This window comes from Streptomyces sp. NPDC052687 (assembly GCF_040678395.1).
In the GTDB taxonomy this organism is placed as follows: domain Bacteria; phylum Actinomycetota; class Actinomycetes; order Streptomycetales; family Streptomycetaceae; genus Streptomyces.
Map to the genome: position 1 here is coordinate 37,681 of NZ_JBFATR010000005.1, position 21,678 is coordinate 59,358.

The window sequence follows — 21,678 nt, forward strand, 5'->3', positions numbered from 1 at the left end:
TCCTTCGGCCGACGCCTATCGCTGCTGTATCGCCGTTGTTTTTCCGCCGGGGGTGCCGCGCCGGGCCTCGCCGCGGCACCCCCGGCCGTCACGCGTCGCGCCGGCCGAGCGTCAGCGCGGTCAGCGCGCCCACGAGCGGGAAGACCGCCACCACGACGAGGAGGTCGGTCAGCGACATCGACTTCACCAGGGCGCCCGCCGTGGCGCTGCCCACGCCGCCGCCGACGAAGAAGGTGAGGTTGAGCAGGCCCATCGCACCGCCACGCAGGGCGGGTTCGACTCGCGCGGACATCAGGGCGGTGGTGATGACCTGGGTGACCGCGAACGCGGCGAAGCCGAGGGAGGCACCGATCACCACCGGCGCGGGGTGGGACAGCGCGACGGAGAGCGCCAGCACGACCGCCATGGCCGCCGCGATGCCGCTCAGCAGCAGGCTGCCGCCCCGGCCGCCGGTCAGCTTGCCCGCCGTCCGGGACAGCACGGCGCCGACGACCGCGCCCGGCAGCAGCCACGCGCCCACCGCCAGCACGCTCCAGCCGTGCTCGCCGACCAGGATCTGCGGCACCGCGTACATCGCGGCGAACAGACCGGCGTAGACACCGATGCCGGTCACCGCGGCCCGCAGGAAGACGCCGTCCGAGACGAGCCGGCGCGGCACGAAGGCCGCCTGCACCGCGCGGACCCGCAGCAGCAGCCCCACGGCGGACACCAGCAGCGCCGCGGCCAGCGCGATCACCACCGGAGCGGACAGCCCCAGCGCGTACGACTGGATGAGCAGCAGGAACGACATCGCCGCGACCGTCAGCAGCAGGGCGCCGGGCAGGTCCAGCGGCCGTCCGCTGCCCCGCCGGGCGGCGGCGGCCCGCAGGCACAGCGGCACCGCGAGCAGCGACAGCGCGGGCAGGACCAGGGTGATACGCCAGGTCACCCACTGGGTGAACACACCGCCCGCGAGGGTCGCGCTGGCCGAGAAGACCGCCATCGTCGCGCCGAAACCGCCCAGCACCGCGGCCCGGTCGGCCGGGGCGGCCGAGGCCGACAGCGCCAGCGCGCCCGAGGTCATGGCCCCGGAGCCGGCGGCCAGCACGAAACGGCCCGCCACCAGGGTGCCGATGTCGGGCGCCACCAGGCAGATCACGGTCCCGAGGGCGAGCACCAGCGAGCCGAGCAGCAGGGACGCGCGCACTCCACGCGAGTCGGCCAGCCGGCCGAACAGGGCCGTGCCGACACCCAGCGCGAGGGCGTGGGCGGTCAGCACCCAGGCGGCGGCCGAGGGAGTGGCGTCCAGCGACGCGGCGACGTCCGGCAGGGCGACACCGGCCGCGGTGACACCGAAGACGGCGGGGCCGAACAGCGCGCCGTAGCGCAGCCCCGCGGAGCGGGCACTGAGCGGGGCGGGGTGGTCGGCCGTGACGGACACGGCCTGTTCTGTGGTCATGGGAGATCCCTCTGCGGAGACGAAGGAGAAGAGGAGGAGGAGAGAGAGGCGGGGAGGAGGAGAGGAGGGGAGGAGGGGAGGAGGGGAGGAGGGGAGGAGGACAGAGCAAGGGAGGGGAAGGGAGGAGAGGGGAGAGCAGGGGGGCTGGAGGGGGAGAGGCGGAGGCGGGAAGGAGCAGGCCGGAGGCAGGAGGCAGGAGGCCGGAGGCCGGGGGCAGGACGGCCCGGGGTCGGTCAGTCGTGCGCGGGGCGCAGCGCGTGGCCCCGGCGGAACAGGTTGTCCGGGTCGTAGTGGTCCTTCAGCCGGGTCAGGCGGGCGCGGGTCCGCTCGTCGTAGCAGTCCGCCGCGGCGTCGGCCGTGTCGGGGCCGGCGAGGAAGTTGACGTACCGGCGGCCCGTGCCCCAGCCGGAGAGGGGGGCGAGCACCCGGTCCGGGGAGCCGGGCAGCGAGAGGGTCGACAGGGTGAAGGCCCCGTCGCGGTTGCCGACGGCGTTCGGCACGGCCGGCGGCCGGGACAGCGCCCCGCCGAGCTGCCGTACCTCGACCATCGGGTCGGTGCAGTCGGCGTCCGGCCCGGCCACCTCCAGCAGCCGTTCCAGCGCCGCGTCGTCCAGGTCGCGCAGCACGATGTTGCGTTCGTGGTAGGGCAGCGGCTCGGTGGGGTCCTGGTGGATGTCGGCGACGTCGGTGTACGGCATCTCGCCGACGGTGTCGGCCAGCGCCGCGCCGACGGCCCGCAGCGGGCGCACCAGGCGCTCGCCCTCTTCCGCCGGCCCGGTGAAGGCGATGCGGACATGGACGGCGAGCCGCCCGGCGGGGTGGCCGGGGACTCCGGGCAGGCCGGGCAGCCGCAGCAGGGCCACCGACGAGGTCATGGACTCGGGCACCCGGCGGGTCCAGTCCCGCCAGGTCCGCAGCAGCGGTGCGGCGAGTTCGCCCGGGAAGTACAGGCCCCCGCCGTACAGCCGGGGGACCGGCACGAGGCGGAACTCCAGGTCCGTGACGACACCGAAGTTGCCCTTGCCGCCCCGCACCGCCCAGAACAGGTCGGCGTCCGCCTCCGGGGTGACGGTGCGGTGCCGTCCGTCGGCCGTGACGATCCGGAACCGGGTCACGTGGTCCGCCGCGTAGCCGTACTGCCGGCCGAGCGGTCCGAGGCCGCCGCCCAGGGTGTAGCCCACGACGCCCACCAGCGGGGAGGAGCCGTTGAGCGGGGCGAGGTGGTGGTAGGCGGCGGCCGCGATGACCTGGTGCCACTGGGCGCCGGCCTCGACGCGCGCGATCCGGGTCAGCGGATCGACGGCCACGGTGTTCATCCGGCGGGTGCTGATCAGCAGGGCGTGCTCGTCGGGGGCGGCGATGCCGTGACCGGTGGCCTGGACCCCGACGGCGAGTCCGCGTTCGCCCGCGAACCGGACGGCGGCGACCACGTCGTCGGGGTGCACCGCCGCCACGATCAGCCGGGGCCGGTGCCGGGTGATCTCGTTGAAGCCCGCCAGCTCCGCCTCGTAGCCGGGGTCGCCGGGCAGGAGGACCTCACCCTTCACCTGGCCGACGAGGCGGTCCACCGCGCTGTTCTCGACTTCGTACTGCTGCGCTGAGCTGGTCACGGGCAGATCCCTCTCTGTGCGTGCGGCCCTTGGTGCGCGGGCCGCGACCGGCGACGGGATCGAGTCTTTCCGTCGCCGCAGAGCCCGGCCATCCCCAGCCGGAGAGGGAGTCCGCCGGTGCCGCCTCCCTAAATCGAGGGGGACGGCAGGAGGCGACGGGGGGTGGTCGGAGAGTCCGTCAGACTGGTCGGACCGAACAGCAGGTCCCGCCATTCCTCGGACTGGGTACGGGCTTCGGAGCTGCCCAGGATGAGACGTTCCAGCGACCGCAGCCGCTCGCCGGGCTCGATGCCCAGTTCCTCGCTGAACCGCCGCCGGGTGGTGCGGAACAGCGCCAGGGCGTCGGCCGTGCGGCCGGACTGGAACAGGGCGATCATCAGCTGCGCGATCAGCGTCTCGCGGAAGGGGTGCTCGGTCACGTGATGGGTGAGTTCACCCAGGATCCGCCGGTGGTAGCCGAGGCGCAGCTCCAGTTCGAAGCAGTCCTCCAGGGCGGAGTGGTAGTCCTCGTGGTACTTGAGGGCGACGCTGTCCAGCAGCGGGCTGCCGAGACCGGCGCCGAGCGGGCCGCGCCACAGCGCGAGGGCCTCGCGGAACAGCCCGACCACCTCGCCGGGCGCCCTCGTGCGCGCCTCCAGCCGGGCCTGGCCGATCAGCCGGGCGAACCGGTGCAGGTCGATGTCGTCGTCGCGGACCTGGAGTTGGTATCCGGTCTTGTGCGTCTCGATGGTGGCGGGAACATCACCGCCGGCGAATTGCCGACGTAATGACGAAATACAGATGCGTATCTGACTGCGGTCCGTGACGGGCGGGGAGTCGTCCCATATGGCTCTTATCAGGCGCTCCACCTCGATGACCCGGTTGCTTTCCAGCAGCAGCATGTTCAGCAGAATGCGCTGCCGATCTCCACTGAGTTTCACCTCTCCCTTGGCCCCGTGCACGACAAGAGGCCCGAGCGCCAGAAATGCAGGGTTCCCGGTCATGATCCCCCCGAAGTCTTGGCGGCGATACGGAGTCGCCGCCTCTCCGTAGCTCACCAGCTCGGCAGGAACTTTAGTCCCCATCCTTCCGGCGCAGCCAACTGATGGCTTATTTCCCTACCCAGCCGCGCCATTTCATCCAGCAGGCGTGCCCGGTCGAGGCCGCCCGCGTCCAGTGCTCTCAACTTCGCACGATTTACCAGCTCGACCATCAGGACTTTCGCCGTCTCGTCGTCCGATGCCACGAAGACGTCGACGGGCTGCTGGTCCAGCTCGCCGCGGTAGATGGATTCGGCGTCCCCGGCGGGGCACGCCCTGACCCAGCGGGCCTCGGGCGCGATGTCGACCAGATCCCGCATGCGTCGCCCGGCGGTCCGCTCGTGCGGCGCGGTGACCTCCACGAGCACCTTCCCGGCGAGCGTTCCCGCCCTGGTCCGCAGGGCCTGCGCGCTTTCGTCCCGCGGCGCCGCGAGGATCACCAAATCTGGCTGAAAGGACACATGTGCGGTGCAGGCGACGACGAGTCCGGGAGTTCCGGCCGCGGCTTCCCGGGCCACTGTGCGGGCTCGTCCGATACGGCGATCGGCCAGCAGGACGACCGCGCCCGCGACGGCAGCCCGCCGCGCCATCGCCCTGCCCATGTCGCCCGCCCCGATGACTCCCACTCTCATTGCTGGTCGGCTCCCGCTCCTGGCCTGCACGGACGGAACGTTTCGGTGGGCCCGGGCGGCCCCGCGCCGCGGACCACCTCGTTCCGGCCGCCACCCTTCCGCAACCCGGGCGGCTTTTCATCCCCGCATTCGAGGGGAGTCGCGCCCGCGCCCGCCGGCGCATACCCCTCAAGTGCGGGGTTGGCCGCGAGCCGGCGGCCTGCGACCATCGGACGGTGACCAGTGCCCAGCCGACCCGAGTCGACACCGGACGCACCGAACTCCTCAGCCGTGCCGCGCGGAGCACCGATCCGCTGGCCATGTTCGCGGAGACCTCCCACCATCTGCGCAGGCTCATGCCGTACGACGCCGCGGTCTGGCGGGTCACGGATCCGCAGACCGGGATGATGGCCGCCCCCATCCGCGCCGAGAACCTGGACGAGAAGGGGTGCGCGGTCTACTGGGAGTGCGAACTGTTCACGGAGAACGTCAACCTCTACCGCGATCTGGCCCAGGCCGAGCGGCCGGTGGCGGGGCTGCGCGAGGCCACCGGCGACCTGCCCGCGCGCAGCAGCCTGTTCCAGGCGTTCATGAAGCCGCGCGGCCTGCAGGACGAGTTACGGGCCGTGCTCCGCGTCGGCGGACGCCCGCACGGGCACATCAGCCTCTTCCGCGCGAAGGGCCGTCCGGCGTTCGGACCGGCCGAGACCAAGCTCATCGAGAGTCTGATCACCCCCCTGGCCAGGAAGTTGCGCTCGTTCGCCGGAACCGTTCCGCAGTCCCTGCCCGACACCGTGCACGGCCCCGGCCTGCTGCTGTTCGACGCGACCGGCGCGCTGCTGTCCGCGAACGACGACGCGCTCGCCCACCTCGAGGACCTGCCCGAGGGTCCCGCCGTGCGGGCGGCCTCCGGACTGGAGGTGCCGGCCTGGATCCAGTCCACCGCGCTGAAGGCCCGTGCGATCGCCCAGGAGCGGGACCGGGGCCACGCCCGGGTGCGGGTGCGCGCCCGCAGCGGCCGCTGGCTGGTGTGCCACGCCTCGTGCCTGCGGGAGGCGGACGGTTCGCTCGGCCCCTCCGCGGTGGTGATCGAACCGGCGAAGACCTCCGAGATCGTGCCGCTCATCGTGGACGCCTACGAGCTGACCGAGCGCGAGACGGAGGTGACCCAGTGCATCGCGCGCGGGCTGTCCACCGGCCAGATCGCCCAGGAGCTCCACCTGTCGCCGCACACGGTCCGCGACTACGTGAAGGCCGTCTTCGAGAAGGTCGGCGTCTCCAGCCGGGGCGAACTGGTCGGCAAGCTGTTCACCGAGTACTACGCGCCCCGCGCCGAGCCGGGCATCGTCCGCGTCCACGACAGCTGAGGACGGCGCCTCCTCCGGCTCCCCTGGCTCCCCCGGCTCACCCCGCTCCCCCGGCTCCCCTCGCTCCCCGGCTCCGACGCCTCCCTGGCCCCCGCGCCTCCCCTGACGACGGCATGACAGGGTGACGGATACACTCACCGCCGGCAACAGGGGCCCCTCGGGGCACGGCAGTCACAGGGGAGGCCGCGGTGGCGGTGAACGCCAAGAAGATCGCCGTCTATCTGATCGTGGTCTTCGTGCTGTACGTGATCATCACGGACCCGGCCAAGGCCGCCGACTACGTCCAGATAGGCTTCGAGGGCATATCGGACGCCGCGGGGGCACTGGGCGACTTCGCGACGTGGGTCGCCAACGGAGGAAAGTCATGATCCGCCACCTGGTCCTGTTCAAGCTCGACGCGGGCGTCGACCGCGACGACCCCCGTGTGGTCAAGGGGGTCGAGGCGTTCCGCGCGCTCGAGGGCCGGATCCCCGAGATCCGCTTCTGGGAGCTGGGCTGGAACATCAGCGACCGCCCCATCGCCTACGACTTCGCCATCAACTCGGGCTTCGACGACGCCGACGCGCTGCGCCGGTACGTGGAGCACCCGGATCACCAGGCGGGTGTGGCGCTCTGGAAGGAGTTCGCCACCTGGGTGATCGCGGACTACGAGTACTGAGCCGCGCGCACCCCTCGACTCCGGCCCTCCGCCCTCCCGGCGGGGGGCTTTTTCCCACCGCACATAGGGCCTTTTACCCCAACTCATCCCTCAACACGGCGTTATGAGGTGCTTGCACACAGTGCACATGTCTTGTGATGCTATGACCGCTTTTGACGGATGAGTTGACCGATGAAGAGGTGGCGTTGACCGTGTCGGCCAGTACTGCGCCGCCCCAGGAGACCGCACCGCGCAGCCGCGGCGCCGACACCCGGGCCCTCACCCAGGTCCTCTTCGCCCAGCTCAAGGAGCTGGAGCCGGGCACGCCGGAGCACGACCGGGTGCGCGGGGCGCTGATCGAGGCCAACCTTCCGCTCGTGCGGTACGCCGCCGCCCGCTTCCGCTCCCGCAACGAGCCCATGGAGGACGTCGTCCAGGTCGGCACCATCGGGCTCATCAACGCCATCGACCGCTTCGACCCCGACCGGGGCGTGCAGTTCCCGACCTTCGCGATGCCGACCGTGGTCGGCGAGATCAAGCGCTACTTCCGCGACAACGTGCGCACCGTCCACGTACCGCGCCGGCTGCACGAGCTGTGGGTGCAGGTCAACAGCGCGACCGAGGACCTGACCACCGCCTTCGGACGCTCCCCGACGACCGCCGAGATCGCCGAGCGGCTGCGGATCTCCGAGGACGAGGTGCTGTCCTGCATCGAGGCCGGGCGGTCGTACCACGCCACCTCGCTGGAGGCCGCGCAGGAGGGCGACGGACTGCCGGGGCTGCTCGACCGGCTCGGCTACGAGGACCCCGCGCTGGACGGCGTGGAGCACCGGGACCTCGTCCGGCACTTGCTGGTGCAACTGCCGGAACGCGAGCAGCGCATCCTGCTGCTGCGCTACTACAGCAACCTGACCCAGTCACAGATCAGCGCGGAACTCGGCGTCTCCCAGATGCACGTCTCCCGGCTGCTGGCGCGCAGCTTCCAGCGGCTGCGGTCGGCGAACCGCATCGAGGCCTGAGGCGCGGCCGGCGCCGTGCGCCTCCCGGGGCCGGACACCCGTATGGAGCCGTTTGCGCACCGGGTGAATCGAACCGGCGCACAACCGAAAGCCTGATCCATCGACCACCCTCGCGAGCGAATCGCTCACCTGGGCGGTTGTGGTCGGACGTGTGCCGAAAAGCCGTCAGACCCTTTGTTTCCAGGGCGTTTTCGCGTCTTGCATGTCGACATGTCACTACAGCGTGTTGCCGACATGTGACATTCTGCGGGAAGCGCGTTTGCCGGAGCTTCGGCTCCGGTATTCAGGTGAAGGCTGCGTTCCTCGACGGGAGCGACCGCCAGACCGTCCCGCGACCCAAAGGGGGTGGCATGTCCGCAGACCAGGGCAGCTCGAAGGTGCTCACGCTCACGAAGAGCGAGGGAGCGACCGTCGAGCCCGACGTGCTCGACGACGTTACGGCCCTCGGGGCCGCGCCGGCCCCGGCCCTCCCGACGGCTGATGTCCCGGCGGATCTCCCGGCCGAAGTCCCGGCGCTGCCGGCCTCGGGGGACATCGACACCCGCACCCTGTCCCGCTCCCTGTTCCTGCGGCTGGCCGCCCTCGACGAGAACAGCCCCGAGCGCGCCTACGTCCGGGACACCCTGATCGAGCTGAACCTCCCCCTCGTGCGCTACGCGGCGGCCCGCTTCCGCTCCCGCAACGAGCCGATGGAGGACATCGTCCAGGTCGGCACGATCGGCCTGATCAAGGCCATCGACCGGTTCGACTGCGAACGCGGCGTGGAGTTCCCGACCTTCGCGATGCCGACGGTCGTGGGCGAGATCAAGCGGTTCTTCCGGGACACCTCGTGGTCGGTCCGCGTGCCGCGGCGGCTCCAGGAGCTGCGCCTGGCCCTGACCAAGGCCAGCGACGAGCTGTCCCAGAAGCTGGACCGCTCCCCCACGGTCGGCGAACTCGCCTCCGTGCTGGGCGTGTCCGAGGACGACGTGGTCGACGGCTTGGCGGTCGGCAACGCGTACACGGCCTCCTCGCTGGACTCGCCGGCCCCCGAGGACGACGGCGGCGAGGGCTCCCTGGCCGACCGGCTCGGGTACGAGGACAGCGCCCTGGAAGGCGTCGAGTACCGGGAGTCCCTGAAGCCCCTGCTCGCCAAGCTGCCGCCCCGCGAGCGCCGGATCATCATGCTCCGCTTCTTCGCCAACATGACGCAGTCGCAGATCGGCGAGGAGGTCGGCATCTCCCAGATGCACGTCTCCCGGCTGCTGACGCGCACGCTGGCCCAGCTGCGGGACGGGCTCATCTCCGACTGAGGGCACGTCGGCGGGTCCGGCTGAGAGCACGTCGGCGGTCCGGCCGACAGCACGTCAGCGGGTCGTCACAGCCGACGACTTGGCAGAGCACCGGACACGACCTGCGGGACTTGTGGCCGCCGAGGCGCCGTGACACGCGCGTCGGCGGCCGTCGTGTGTCTGCCGTGTGTCCGGTGTCTGCCGTGTGTCCGGTGTCTGTCGTGTGCCCGGAAAGCGGGCGGTTACTTCAGCGCGAGCCAGGCGACGGCGGCGACGATCGCGACGGCGACGACGACACCGACGATCAGACCGATCCGGGGGCCCGCCGGGGCGGACGCCTGCCGCTGGGCCTGGGGCGCCTCGTCGACGAACGCGCGGAACATCTGGGTGCTGCCTGCGGGGTCGTAGTTGCCCTGCGGGTTCTGGGTGTTGGCCATGCCCCGAGACCCTAGCGAAGAGACGGCAACGGCCCAAGGCCGGGGTTGCGAAGGCCCGCGCGGGGCCGCAGGGGCGCGCGGGCGCGCCGGGTCACCCCGATAGCCCTCCCCACCTGCGTCTTTACAGTCTCCAATACTTGCCTTTGCCAAGTTTTTGGTCCCGCATGCCCGTTTTCGTTTGCCTGTGGCAACCATCCATTCCTATGGTTGCCCTAAGCAACAAAGAACCGGGAGACGTCCTATGGCCGAGCAGGCGCTGTACGAGGAGCTGGTACGTCAGTTCAGTGCCTTCGGTGCCGTGAAGCGGGAGATGGGACGGATCCTGCCGTCCGACTGCCCCGCCGGCTCCGCCGCCGTGCTGACCCTGCTCGGACGGCACGGCGAGATGCGGATGAGCAGGCTCGCCGAGCTGCTGAGCGTCGACATGTCGGTGACCAGCCGCCATGTCGCCCACCTCGCCGAGCGCGGCTGGATCGAACGCTCCCCCGACCCGGCGGACAAGCGCTCCCGGCTTCTCCACCTGACCGCGGCCGGCGAGGCCCAGCTGGACGAGCTGTCCCGACGGACCACCCGGCTGCTCGCCGAGCGGCTGAGCGACTGGACCGACGAGGAGGTCGTCCGGCTCACCGGACTGATGGCCCGGCTGCGGGCCAGCTTCGACGACTGCCGCGCCGCACCGTCCCGGCCGCCGCGGCCCCCCGCACCGCCGCAGGGCGCGCGCCCGGTTCCCGACACCCGTACACCCGCAGCGACGACGTAAGAAAAGGAAGCCCATGGCAACGACCACACCAGCCGGTGTGCGGGCTCACGCCAGGCACGGGGGAGGCGCCCACGGCGGCGGTTCCGCCGGCGGCGCACCGATGACCCACCGGCAGATCATGGAGGCGCTCTCCGGGCTGCTGCTCGGCATGTTCGCCGCCATCCTCTCCTCCACGATCGTCTCCAACGCCCTGCCCGAGATCATCCAGGACCTCGGCGGCGGCCAGAGCGCGTACACCTGGGTGGTCACCGCCGCCCTGCTGTCGATGACGGCGTCCACCCCGCTGTGGGGCAAGCTGGCCGACCTGGTCAGCAAGAAGGCGCTGGTGCAGATAGCCCTGCTGATCTACATCGTCGGCTCGGTCGTCGCCGGCCTGTCGCAGAACAGCGGCATGCTGATCGGCGCCCGCGTCATCCAGGGCCTCGGCGCCGGTGGTCTCACCGCGCTCGCCCAGATCATCATGGCCGCGATGATCTCCCCGCGGGAGCGGGGCCGCTACTCCGGCTACCTGGGCGCGACGTTCGCGGTCGCGACGGTCGGCGGTCCGCTGGTCGGCGGTGTCATCACCGACACCGACTGGCTCGGCTGGCGCTGGTGCCTCTACGTCGGTGTGCCGTTCGCGCTGATCGCGCTGGTGGTGCTGCAGAAGACCCTGCACCTGCCGGAGAGCAGGCGCCGCGTGAAGGTCGACTGGGCCGGCGCCTTCTTCATCACCGCCGCCGTCTGCCTGCTGCTCATCTGGGTCACCTTCGCCGACGACAAGTACGACTGGCTGTCCTGGCAGACGTACACCATGGTCGGCGGGGCGCTCGTGCTCGCCGTCGTCTTCCTGTTCGTCGAGACGAGGGCCGCCGAGCCGATCATCCCGCTGCACCTGTTCCGCAACCGCACGATCACGCTGGCCTCGGTCGCCTCCCTGTTCGTCGGCATCGCGATGTTCGCGGGCACCGTCTTCTTCAGCCAGTACTTCCAGCTGGCGCGCGACAAGTCGCCGACGATGTCCGGCGTCATGACGATCCCGATGATCGCGGGTCTGTTCGTCTCCTCCACCGTCTCCGGCCTGATCATCACCAAGACCGGCAAGTGGAAGGCGTGGCTGGTCACCGGCGGTCTGCTGCTGACCGCGGGCCTCGGCCTGCTGGGCACCATGCGCTACGACACCGACTACTGGAAGATCGGCGTCTACATGGCCGTCATGGGTCTCGGCGTCGGCATGATGATGCAGAACCTCGTGCTGTCCACGCAGAACCAGGTCGCCCCGCACGAGCTGGGCGCCGCCAGCTCCGTCGTCACCTTCTTCCGGTCGCTCGGCGGCGCGGTGGGCGTCTCCGCGCTGGGCTCGGTGATGTCGACCCGCATCACCCACTACGCCGAGGACACCATCGGGCAGCTCACCCCGGAGCAGCGGGCGGGTGCCGCCAAGGCGATGGGCACGGGCCAGATCCCCGACATGGACCTGCTGCCCGCCCCGATCCGCGACTGGCTGGAGAGCGCCTACGGGCACGGCATCGCCGACGTCTTCCTCTACGTCACGCCGATCGCGTTCATCGCCTTCCTGGTGACCCTGTTCATCAAGGAGGTCCCGCTGCGCACCTCGGGCGCGCTGGCACAGGCGGCGGAGGCGTCGGCCCCGGCGGGGGCGACGGCGGGGGCGACGGCGGGGCCGACGGCGGAGCCGAAGGCCGAGGCCGGCACCGGCACCGGCACTGACACTGGCGGAAAGGTCCCGGCCTGGGCCATGGCCGCCGTCACCGAGGCCGCCGGTGAGGCCGGACCCGAGGGCGCACAGCGGCTCGCCGGCGCCACGGTGGCCGGGCCCGCCACGACCGCCGAGGCCCACGTGACCGCCGCGTCCGCCGAGTCGGCCGAGTCCCACGCCACCGCCGCGTCCGCCGAGGCCGCCGGATCCGCCGCGTCGGTCGGTGGCGGTATCCCGGTGCGCGGGCAGGTCCGCGGGGCCGAGAGCGCGCCCGTCCCGCAGGCCGCCGTCACGCTGATCTCCCTCTCCGGGCGGCAGCTGGGCCGGTCGGTCGCGCAGGCCGACGGCTCCTACACGCTGCACGCGCCGGGCGCGGGCTCCTACGTGCTGATCGCCTCAGCCGACGGCTTCCAGCCGCAGGCCTCCACGATCGTCGTGCACGACGAGCCGGTGGCGTACGACATCCTGCTCAGCGGCACCAGCGGGCTCAGCGGCGTCGTGCGGGCCGCCGGGAGCGCGCTGCCGGTCAAGGACGCGATGGTCGTCGTCACCGATGTGCGCGGGGATCTGCTGGCCAGTGCGGCCACCGGGGAGCAGGGCGAGTTCGGCTTCGCCGAGCTGGTGCCCGGCCCGGTGACCGTCGCGGTGAACGCCGCCGGGTTCCGGCCGCGCGCCCTGCCCGTCGAGGTGGGCGGCACCGGGGTCACCCGCGTCGAGATCGACCTCGACGCCGGCGCCCGGGTGCGGGGCGTGGTGCGGGCACCGCACGGTCCCCTCGCGGACGCCCGCGTGACGCTGGTGGACGCGGCGGGCAACGTGGTCGGCACGGCCACCACCGGGGCGGACGGCGCGTACGCCTTCACCGACCTGGACGGCGGCGAGTACACGGTCATCGCGACCGGCTACCCGCCCGTCGCGACCGCCCTGACGGTCGGCGGCGCGGGCGTCGACGACCACGACATCACCCTCGCCCACCCCGGCGAGTGACCCAGCCACCGGCCCGTGGCGCGCGCTCCGAGCGAGGGCGCGCCGCGGGCCGGTTTCCCTGCGAGGAGTTATCGAACATGGCACTGACCGCGAGAATCCGTACCCGGGACGGATGGGCGGTGTCGCACGCCGTCGTCACCCTGACCGACATGACCGGTACGCAGGTGCTGCGGGCCGAGGCGGACGCGGACGGCGTCGTGCGCGATCCGACCGCGCTGGCGCCCGGGGCGTACACGGTGATCGTCACCGCCGTCGGGTACGCGCCGCACGCCGCCGGGGCGCTCGTCACGGCGAGCGGGCGGATCGAGGCCGGCACGGTGACGCTGGCCCGGCAGGGAAGTGGCTCCGAGCTGCCGCCGCCGGGGCCCTGGACGATCGACCCGGCGCACTCCGGTGTCGCCGCCGTCGCCCAGCACCTGGGCATCTCCAGCGTGCGCGGGCGGTTCACCGACTTCGGCGGGTCGATCGAGATCGCGCCCGACGACATCGTGAACTCGCGGGTGCAGGCGGTGATCCGGGCGGCGTCGATCGACACCGGCAACGGCATGCGCGACACCCATCTGAGGTCGGCGGACTTCCTGGACACCGAGCGGTTCCCGGAGATCGTCTACCGGTCGGCGGGCCTGTCGCCGGCCGGCCCGGACCGCTGGACGGTCCACGGCGAGCTGGACATGCGCGGTGTCGTCCGCCCGGTCGACCTGGACCTGTCCTACCTCGGCACCGGCGCCGACCCGTGGGGCGGGACGCGCGCGGCGTTCCGGGCGACGGCCGAGCTGCGGCGCGAGGACTTCGCGATGAACTACAACCAGGTCGTGCAGGCCGGGATCGCGGCGATCGGCACCACCCTGCGGGTCGAGCTGGACGTCCAGGCGGTCCAGGGCGAGCGCCTGCCCCAGCCGTAGGCCGACGGCAGGACACCGGACATCGCGACCACCACCCGGCTGTCGCTTAACGAGCCGCCGGACTTCGTACGGCGACGGGAGGCTTCCCGGCGCGGCCGGTGGCGCGGGAAACCACCCCGTAGGGGGTGTCCCGCCGGTCAGCCGCGTTCGACCATCGCCTCGATGCCGGCGATCAGCAGGTCGAGGGCGTAGGAGAAGTCGCGGTCCAGCATCTCGGCGACCGTGCTGCCGCCCCGGGCCGCCATGATGTCCTTCGACTCCTGGAGGAACTCGCCGGTCTCGGGCACCTCGCTCACCGTGCGCAGGGCCTGCTCGTAGAAGCCGTCCGGGGTCTGACCGGTGTCGGCGACGCGGGTGTAGAAGTGGCCCTCGATGGTGCCGTAGCCGTAGACGAACTGGAAGACGGCGACGATGGCGCTCGTGATGCGGTGGGCGGGCATGCCCGTGCGGCGGATGATGTGCTGCACCACACGGGCGAACGCCAGGTTCCGCGGGCCGATGTTGAGGAACCGGCCGACCAGCGGGGAGGCCCAGGGATGGCGCACCAGCAGGGCCCGGTACTCCGCCGCCAGCGCCCGCAGCTGGTCCCGCCAGTCCTCGCCGGCGTCCGGGTCGGGCAGCCGCAGCTCGCCGAAGACGGCGTCCAGGGCGAGCTCCAGGAGATCGTCCTTGGTGTCGACGTACCAGTACACGGACATGGCGGTGACGTTCAGCTCGGCCGCCAGCCGCCGCATGGAGAACTTCGCCAGGCCCTCCGCGTCCAGCAGCCGCACGGTCGCCTCGGTGATCCGCTCCCGGTCCAGCCCGGACGGCTGCCCGCCGCCCCGCCGGCGGCGCCCCTCGTCCCCCAGCCAGACGCTGGCCCGCGCCGCCCCGCGTTCCGCAGCGTTCTCAGCAGCGTCCTTCGCCATGGCGCACCTTCCTGAGCATTCCGACGCCGGTCATGCCACGTAACTTAGGGGGCGGGGACCCGCGCGGAGCACCGCGGACCACTCGCGGCCGCCCCTGCCCGGCGTCCCCCGGTCCTCAGGCGTCTTCCCGCTCGGCCCGCCGCAGCAACGCCGCCGCGACGACACCGCCCAGCAGCACGGCGGCGGCGCCCACCAGCTGACTGAGCGACAGCCCGTCGGCGTACGCGTCGACCACCCGGTCGCGCTCCACGGCGGAGCCGGCCGCCGCCAGCGCCACCGGCAGCGACACCGCCGCGAACCGCGAGTTGAGCACCGCGCCCAGTACCGCCACCCCGAGCCCGTTGCCGAACTCCGCCAGCGTGCCGTTGATCCCGGCGCCGACGCCCGCCTTCGCGGGCGGGATCGCGCTCATGATCGCGTGCGCCATCGCGGGGTTGGCGACGGCACAGCCCACCCCGATCAGCACCAGCCCGAGCAGCATCCCCGCGTACCCGCCCGAGCCGAGCGTCGCGATCGACACCAGTCCGGCGGACATCAGCACCATGCCCAGCAGGACGGAGACCGGCGTGCCGAGGGCGGTGGTCCACTTCGCCGACAGCCCGGAGAAGTTGAGCACCACGACCGCCAGCGCCAGCGGCGCCGTGCGCAGGCCGGCCTCCAGCGGGCCGTAGCCGAGCACGAACTGCAGGTGCTGGGTGAGCAGGAACAGCGCGCCGCCCATCCCGAAGGTGATCAGCACGGCTCCGGCGACCGCGCCGGTGAACCGGCGGTTGCGGAAGAAGTGCAGGTCGAGCATGGGGTACGGGATCCGGCTCTCCCACCGGGCGAACACCGCGAGGACGACGACCGCGACCGTGCCGCCGGCCAGCACCCGCCCGGACGACCAGCCGTGCTCCGGGCCGGAGATGATCGTGAAGACCAGGGACGACATGCCGATGGTGGACAGCAGCGCGCCGAGCAGGTCGGGCCGGTCGCCCTGCGGGTTCTTGGACTCCGGCACGAGCGCGACGACGGCGGCCAGGCCGAGCGCGGCGACCGGCAGGTTGATCAGGAAGATGGCGCCCCACCAGAAGTGGTCCAGCATGAAGCCGCCGACGAGCGGACCGGTGGCGAAACCGAGCGCGTTGACCGCGCTCCAGACGCCGATCGCCTTCGGGTGCTCCTCCGGCGCGAAGATCTGCATGGCCACGGCGAGGGTGGTGGTCAGCAGCAGCGCGCCGCCCACGCCCATGCCGGCCCGCGCGGCGATCAGCTGGGCGGTGGAGTCGGCGAGGCCGGCGACCAGGGAGCCGGCGCCGAACAGCGCCAGACCGGTGATCAGCATCTTCTTGCGGCCGTAGCGGTCGGCGGCGCTGCCGGCGGTGAGCAGCAGGCCCGACTGGACCAGCGAGTAGGCGTTGATCATCCACTGGATGTCGGAGGTCGCGGCGTCCAGTTCCTCGGTGAGGGACGGGATGGCCACGTTCAGGACGGTGTTGTCGAGCAGCACCGTCAGCTGGGCGAGACAGATGACACCGAGGATCAGCCAGCGCCGCGGGTGGCCGCCCTGGGTGTCGTGCGGGGACTGAACCGGAGAGGTCGACGACATGCTGTACACCGTATAGGCAGCCCTATACGGTGTACAGCGGTTATCCGGGCCGTCGGCGTCAGCCCTTCGGCCGGGTCAGGTCGTAGAAGGTGGCCGAACCGACCGTCACCGCCTCGAAGCTCTCCTCGACCCAGGCGCTGATCCGCGCGGAGGTGCCGTCGCCGCCGCCGGGGCCCGTGCCGCCGCCGGTGCCGCTCGCGAGGAAGTAGTGGATCTCGCCGTCCTCGACGTACCGCTGGAACTGCGCGAGCGTCGGGGCCGGGTCGGTGCCGTTGAAGCCGCCGATCGCCATCACCGGCTCGCCCGTGGCCAGCTGGTAGCTCGCGGCGTTCTGCGAGCCGATGGCCGCGGCGGCCCAGGTGTACCGCGCGGCGTCCGCCTCCAGCAGCCGCCTGGCCTCGTCGGAGACGGAGGCGCCGTTGAGGAGGCCGCCCATGCCGCCGCCCGCACGGCCACCGCCCTCGCCGGTGCCCCCGGCGGGCGTCTGGGGCCGGCCGTCCTGCTGGGTGCCGTCCTGCTGGGTGCCGTTCTGCTGATTCGGGCCAGGTCCGCCGGGGAGGGCGCCGCCGATGCCGCCCGTCGGGGGCTGGTTCGCCGTCCCGCCGTCCTGGCCGCCGGGGGCCTGGTTCCGGCCGCCCTGCCGGTTGCCGCCCGGGAAGCCGCCGGGGCCGCCGCCCGCGCCGGGCCGCCCGCCGCCCGTGCCGCCCGCGACCGCCGGGCCGGCCGTGACGATCGAGCCGCTGTGGCCCTCGCCGAGAGTGGTGAGGGTGTACGCCGCCGGCCCGGCCGACCCGGTCACCAGGGCCAGCGCGATCACGCCGAACGTCAGCCGGCGGCCGAGCCGGCCGGCGAAGACCAGACCGAGCGCGGCGGTCAGTCCGCCGGCGAGGACCACCCACTTCAGCCACGGCAGGTAGGCGGCGGAGCGGTCGAGCAGGACGTAGCCCCACACCGCGGTGGCCGTCATCGCGGCGGCCAGGGCCAGCGAGGCCCGGGCCCGGCCGCGCTCCCGCCACAGCAGGGCCGTGCCCATGCCGGTCAGCGCGGCGACGTACGGCGCGAGGGCGACGGTGTAGTACTCGTGGAAGATGCCCTGCATGAAGCTGAAGATCACCATGGTGATCAGCAGGGAGCCGCCCCAGAGGAGGAACACCGCGCGGGTGGGGTCGGTGCGGTTCGGCTTGCGGGTGGCGAACAGGGCAGCCACGAGGAGGATCAGCGCCGCCGGGATCAGCCAGGAGACCTGGCCGCCGATGGTCGCGCCGAACATCCGGTCCCAGCCGGTCTCGCCCCAGCCGCCGCCCTGGCCGCCGCCGACACTGCCGGTCTCCTCGCCGTTGATCCGGCCGAGCCCGTTGTAGCCGAAGGTCAGCTCCAGGAAGGAGTTGTGCTGCGAGCCGCCGACGTACGGCCGCGAGGACGCCGGCCACAGCTCCACGACCGCCACCCACCAGCCGCCCGCGACGACCATCGCGAGTCCGGCGAGCAGCACCTGGCCGACGCGCCTGCGCAGCGGGGCGGGGGCCAGCACGGCGTAGACCAGCGCGAGCACCGGCAGGATCAGGAAGGCCTGGAGGGTCTTGACCAGGAAGGCCAGTCCGATCGCCGTGCCCGCCCACACCAGCCACTTCGTCCGCGCTTCCTCCAGGGCGCGCTGGGTGCCGTACACGGCGCAGGTCATGAGCAGCGCGAGGGCCGCGTCCGGGTTGTTGAAGCGGAACATCAGCGCGGCGACCGGCGTCAGCGCGAAGACCGCCATGGTGAGCAGCCCGGCCGGGGCGGCGAAGCGGCGGCGGACGGACGCGTACAGCACACCGGCCGTCGCCACCGCCATCAGCACCTGCGGGAACAGGATCGCGAAGGAGTTCAGGCCGAGCAGCCGCACCGACAGCGCCATCGGCCACAGGGCGGCGGGGGGCTTGTCGACGGTGATGGCGTTGCCCGCGTCGAGCGAACCGAAGAAGAACGCCTTCCAGGACCGGCTGCCGGCCTGGACGGCCGCGGAGTAGAAGGAGTTGGCGTAGCCGGACGCCGTCAGGTTCCAGGTGTACAGCGCGCCGATGAGGAGCAGTGCGCCGAGGAAGGCGGGGCGGGCCCAGCGGGGGTCGTCGGGGCGGCCGCGCCACAGCCGGCGGACGGGGGAGGGAGGCTCGGCGGTGGCGGGCGGGCCGGCGGGCGGGCCGTGCGGCGGGGACGCGGGCGCGGGCGCGCTCGTAGGCGTGGGTGTGGTGGTGGGCGTGGTCGCGGGCGTGGGTGTGGTCGCGGGCACGGTCTCGGTCATCGGGAGCCCCTTGGATCGGTGTCGTGGTCCGGGAAGACCCAGGCCCGGAAGAGCAGGAAGCGCAGCACCGTGGCCGCGAGGTTGGCGGCGATCAGGACCGCGAGTTCGGTGGAGCGCGCCGGGTCGGAGGTGGCCGCGCCGAGCGCGGCGAGGGAGCCGCTGGTGAGGGCGAGACCGATGGCGAAGACGACCAGGCCCTGTGCCTGGTGCCGCACCGCGCCGCCGCGCCCGCGCACCCCGAAGGTGAGGCGCCGGTTGGCCGCCGTGTTGGCGACGGCGGAGAGCAGCAGCGCGAGCGCGTTGGCGGTCTGCGAACCGGTCGCGGAGCGGAAGCCGCTGTAGAGGAGCAGGTAGCACAGGGTGGACAGGGCGCCGACGACGCAGAAGCCGAGCAGCTGGCGGGCCAGGCCCCGGGGGACGTCGGTGAGCCGGCGGTCGCGCGGGTCGTCGCCGAACGGCCGGGTCAGCCGGTCCAGCGGCAGCGATCCGGTGGCCAGCGCCCTGCCCACCCGCAAGACGCCCTTCAGGTCCTCGGTGGCGGTCCTCACGATGTGCACGGTCGAGTCGGGGTCGTCGACCCAGTCGACGGGCACCTCGTGGATGCGCAGGCCCGCGCGCTCGGCGAGCACCAGCATCTCGGTGTCGAAGAACCAGCCGGTGTCCTCCACCAGCGGCAGCAGCACCTGGGCGACATCGCGGCGGATCGCCTTGAAGCCGCACTGGGCGTCCGAGAAACGGGCCTGGAGGGAGCCGCGGAGGATGAGGTTGTACGAGCGGCTGATGAACTCCCGCTTGGCGCCGCGCACCACGCGCGAGCCGCCGGCCAGCCGGGAGCCGATCGCCAGGTCCGAGTGGCCGGAGATCAGCGGGGCGACCAGCGGGAGGAGCGCGTTGAGGTCGGTGGACAGGTCCACGTCCATGTAGGCGAGGACGGGGGCGTCCGAGGCCGACCAGACGGTGCGCAGGGCCCGCCCGCGGCCCTTCTGCTCCAGCCGTACCGACCGCACCCGCGGCAGGTGCGCCGCGAGGGCGGCGGCGACCCGCGGGGTGGCGTCCGTCGACGCGTTGTCCGCGATGGTGATGCGGAAGGCGTACGGGAACGTGCGCGCCAGGTGGTCGTGCAGCCGCAGCACGCACGGCTGGAGGTCCTTCTCCTCGTTGTAGACGGGAATCACTACGTCCAGGACAGGCGTACCGGCTCCGGCGGCCGGGAGGTGCTCCCGCGCCGGCAGGGTGCCGGGAGAAGAGTCGGTTCGCATGGCACCGACTCTTCTCAACTCCCCTGTCGCGCCCGTGTGGTGAGGCTGTGGCGGGACTGTGAGTGCCGGGGGTGAGCGGGGGGTGGCGGTGCGGGTGCGGGCGCGAGTGCGGGCAGGGGTGGGGGTGGGGGTGCAGGCACGGGTGGGGGTGCGGGCGCGAGTGCGAGTGCGGGCGCGGGCACGGGTGGGGGTGCGGGCGCGAGTGCGAGTGCGGGCGCGGGCACGGGCGCCGGCGCGGGCAGGCGTACGGTGAACACCGTCCTGCCGGGGACGCTGTCCACGGTCACGGTGCCGCCGTGGGCGCTCACCACGGCCTGCACGATCGCCAGGCCCAGACCCGTGGAACCGGTGGCGCGGGAGCGCGCCGAGTCGCCGCGCGCGAACCGTTCGAAGACGTGCGGCAGCAGCTCGGGCGGGATGCCCGGACCGTCGTCGCTCACGTCCACGCACAGCCACGGCCCCTCCCGGCGCACCCGCGCGGTGACGGTCGTACCGGGCGGGGTGTGGGTGCGGGCGTTGGCCAGCAGGTTGACGAGGACCTGCTGGAGGCGGGCGGCGTCCGCGTGGACGAGCGCGGGCTCGTCGGGCAGGCCGAGCCGCCAGACGTGGTCCCGGCCCGCGGCGCGCGCGTCGCTGACCGTGTCCACGACGAGCGGGACGAGGTCGGTCTGCTCGAACCGGAGCGGGCGGCCGGCGTCGAGGCGCGCGAGCAGCAGCAGATCCTCCACCAGGAGGGTCATCCGCGCCGCCTCGGACTCGATACGGCCGAGCGCGTGCCGGGTGTCGGGGCCGACCGCCTCCCGGCCGCGCCGGGTCAGCTCGGCGTAGCCGCGGATGGAGGCCAGCGGGGTCCTGAGCTCGTGGCTGGCGTCGGCGACGAACTGCCGGACCCGCGTCTCGCTCCGCTGGCGGGCGTGCAGGGCGCCGTGGACGTGGTCCAGCATCCGGTTGAGCGCGGCGCCGACCCGGCCGACCTCGGTGTGCGGGTCGCACTCCGACTCCGGGACCCGCTCGTCGAGGTTGACCTCGCCGCTGTGCAGGGGGAGTTCGGAGACCCGGGTGGCGGTGGCGGCGACCCGGCGCAGCGGGCGGGTGGCGACGCCGACGATGACCGCGCCGGCGAGGGAGGCTGCGATCAGTCCGGCTGCGGTGACGCTGACCTCGACGAGGATCAGGGTGCTGACGGTGCCGGTGACGTCGGCGGTGGGGACGGCCACGTAGTAGCTGCCGTTGGGGCCGGTCTCGTAGCGGGCGAGGTAGCCGCCGAGGCCCGGGACGTCCACGGCGTGCGCCTTGTCGTCGCGGGGCACCGTGCCGAGCGCGGCGGTCTGGGAGGCGCTGAGCGACTCGCCGTTCAGCTGGGGGACGTTGTTGTCGTCGTTGGCCTTCCTGCCGACCTTGGCGTCCGTGATGGCGCCGTCGCGGACCTCGGCGGCGATGGTGCCGATGGGCTGCGGGCCGCGCTCGACAAACGAGGTCAGGTCGATCTTCCGGTGACTCTCCTCCGGCCCGTCGCCTTGTGGGGTGTCCTGTCCGTCGCCCTGGCCTGCGTCCTGTCCGGAGCCCTGGCCCGTGTCCTGCCCGTCACCCTGTCCGGTGTCCTGTCCGGCGGGCGGGCCGGTGGTGTCGTCCGCGTCCTGCTCCGGCGGGACGAACCCGTGGGCGGCGCGGGCGGCGGCCTCCTTGAGCCGGCCGTCCAGCTGCTCGTAGAGGTGGGAGCGCAGGGCGAGGGTGGTCACCGTGCCGATCACCGCGCAGACGACGGCGATCAGCACGACGGAGGCGACGACCAGCCGCGTCCGCAGGGTGCGCGGCTGCCCCGCCCGGCGCCGCCGCGGACGCGGTCGCCGTTCGGGGGCCGGCCGCCGCCGCGGACGCGGAG

The 21,678-nt window shown here is 72.8% G+C and carries 18 protein-coding genes; 8 read left to right on the top strand and 10 right to left on the bottom strand.

What is annotated here, in order from left to right:
* Positions 1–88: 88 nt before the first annotated feature.
* From AB0K92_RS07745 to AB0K92_RS07760, 4 genes are all read right to left on the bottom strand, one after another.
* Complete coding sequence (locus tag AB0K92_RS07745) at positions 89–1,438, bottom strand: MFS transporter (protein ID WP_365920416.1); 1,350 nt, start codon at positions 1,436–1,438, stop codon at positions 89–91.
* 233 nt (positions 1,439–1,671) lie between these two features.
* On the bottom strand, positions 1,672–3,048 hold the full coding sequence (locus AB0K92_RS07750) for an FAD-binding oxidoreductase (RefSeq protein ID WP_365920418.1): 1,377 nt from the start codon (positions 3,046–3,048) through the stop codon (positions 1,672–1,674).
* A 128-nt stretch (positions 3,049–3,176) separates the two neighbouring features.
* Positions 3,177–4,112, bottom strand: coding sequence for an AfsR/SARP family transcriptional regulator (locus AB0K92_RS07755; protein ID WP_365920420.1), 936 nt, complete (start codon positions 4,110–4,112; stop codon positions 3,177–3,179).
* Positions 4,082–4,699 (bottom strand): NAD(P)-binding domain-containing protein, encoded by a 618-nt coding sequence (locus AB0K92_RS07760; protein ID WP_365920422.1) that lies wholly within the window; start codon positions 4,697–4,699, stop codon positions 4,082–4,084. The genes AB0K92_RS07755 and AB0K92_RS07760 overlap by 31 nt, the downstream gene beginning before the upstream one ends.
* A 215-nt stretch (positions 4,700–4,914) precedes the next feature.
* On the opposite strand from AB0K92_RS07760, the gene AB0K92_RS07765 reads away from it, so the two are divergent.
* From AB0K92_RS07765 to AB0K92_RS07785, 5 genes are all read left to right on the top strand, one after another.
* Positions 4,915–6,045: a LuxR C-terminal-related transcriptional regulator gene (locus tag AB0K92_RS07765; protein ID WP_365920424.1), complete on the top strand. Its 1,131-nt coding sequence runs from the start codon at positions 4,915–4,917 to the stop codon at positions 6,043–6,045.
* Positions 6,046–6,233: 188 nt separating this feature from the next.
* Positions 6,234–6,413 (top strand): hypothetical protein, encoded by a 180-nt coding sequence (locus AB0K92_RS07770; RefSeq protein ID WP_166000266.1) that lies wholly within the window; start codon positions 6,234–6,236, stop codon positions 6,411–6,413.
* A complete protein-coding gene (locus AB0K92_RS07775) occupies positions 6,410–6,703 on the top strand; it encodes a Dabb family protein (protein WP_365920426.1) in 294 nt (97 codons plus the stop codon). The genes AB0K92_RS07770 and AB0K92_RS07775 overlap by 4 nt, the downstream gene beginning before the upstream one ends.
* Before the next feature lie 152 nt (positions 6,704–6,855).
* Positions 6,856–7,701 carry an RNA polymerase sigma factor SigF gene (locus AB0K92_RS07780; RefSeq protein WP_166000268.1) on the top strand — a complete coding sequence of 282 codons (846 nt, stop codon included), beginning with the start codon at positions 6,856–6,858 and terminating at the stop codon, positions 7,699–7,701.
* Positions 7,702–8,051: 350 nt separating this feature from the next.
* Positions 8,052–8,993, top strand: a complete 942-nt coding sequence (locus AB0K92_RS07785; RefSeq protein WP_166000269.1) for an RNA polymerase sigma factor SigF — start codon at positions 8,052–8,054, stop codon at positions 8,991–8,993.
* A gap of 221 nt (positions 8,994–9,214) precedes the next feature.
* On the opposite strand, the gene AB0K92_RS07790 is transcribed toward AB0K92_RS07785, so the two are convergent.
* Positions 9,215–9,409 (bottom strand): hypothetical protein, encoded by a 195-nt coding sequence (locus AB0K92_RS07790; protein WP_324938596.1) that lies wholly within the window; start codon positions 9,407–9,409, stop codon positions 9,215–9,217.
* Between the two features lie 241 nt (positions 9,410–9,650).
* Here AB0K92_RS07790 and AB0K92_RS07795 point away from each other — a divergent pair, with 241 nt between their 5' ends.
* The 3 genes from AB0K92_RS07795 (at position 9,651) to AB0K92_RS07805 (ending at position 13,757) form a co-directional block, all read left to right on the top strand.
* Positions 9,651–10,169, top strand: a complete 519-nt coding sequence (locus AB0K92_RS07795) for a MarR family transcriptional regulator (RefSeq protein WP_365920429.1) — start codon at positions 9,651–9,653, stop codon at positions 10,167–10,169.
* 13 nt (positions 10,170–10,182) lie between these two features.
* The gene (locus AB0K92_RS07800) at positions 10,183–12,855 is read left to right on the top strand and encodes an MFS transporter (RefSeq protein WP_365920431.1); all 2,673 of its coding nucleotides are present in this window, start codon (positions 10,183–10,185) and stop codon (positions 12,853–12,855) included.
* 77 nt (positions 12,856–12,932) lie between these two features.
* A complete protein-coding gene (locus AB0K92_RS07805) occupies positions 12,933–13,757 on the top strand; it encodes a YceI family protein (RefSeq protein ID WP_365920433.1) in 825 nt (274 codons plus the stop codon).
* A 137-nt stretch (positions 13,758–13,894) separates the two neighbouring features.
* Here the strand turns inward: AB0K92_RS07805 and AB0K92_RS07810 are convergent, their stop codons facing one another.
* The 5 genes from AB0K92_RS07810 to AB0K92_RS07830 all read right to left on the bottom strand — a co-directional run bounded on the left by AB0K92_RS07810 (position 13,895) and on the right by AB0K92_RS07830 (position 21,571).
* Positions 13,895–14,668 (bottom strand): TetR/AcrR family transcriptional regulator, encoded by a 774-nt coding sequence (locus tag AB0K92_RS07810; RefSeq protein WP_365920435.1) that lies wholly within the window; start codon positions 14,666–14,668, stop codon positions 13,895–13,897.
* A 115-nt stretch (positions 14,669–14,783) separates the two neighbouring features.
* The gene (locus tag AB0K92_RS07815; RefSeq protein WP_365920437.1) at positions 14,784–16,256 is read right to left on the bottom strand and encodes an MFS transporter; all 1,473 of its coding nucleotides are present in this window, start codon (positions 16,254–16,256) and stop codon (positions 14,784–14,786) included.
* Between the two features lie 58 nt (positions 16,257–16,314).
* Complete coding sequence (locus AB0K92_RS07820) at positions 16,315–18,537, bottom strand: glycosyltransferase family 39 protein (protein WP_365920439.1); 2,223 nt, start codon at positions 18,535–18,537, stop codon at positions 16,315–16,317.
* Entirely contained in the window at positions 18,534–19,796 is a 1,263-nt protein-coding gene (locus tag AB0K92_RS07825) for a bifunctional glycosyltransferase family 2/GtrA family protein (protein ID WP_365920441.1), read from the bottom strand. The genes AB0K92_RS07820 and AB0K92_RS07825 overlap by 4 nt, the downstream gene beginning before the upstream one ends.
* 14 nt (positions 19,797–19,810) lie before the next feature.
* On the bottom strand, positions 19,811–21,571 hold the full coding sequence (locus tag AB0K92_RS07830) for a HAMP domain-containing sensor histidine kinase (protein WP_365920443.1): 1,761 nt from the start codon (positions 21,569–21,571) through the stop codon (positions 19,811–19,813).
* Between the last annotated feature and the right edge of the window lie 107 nt (positions 21,572–21,678).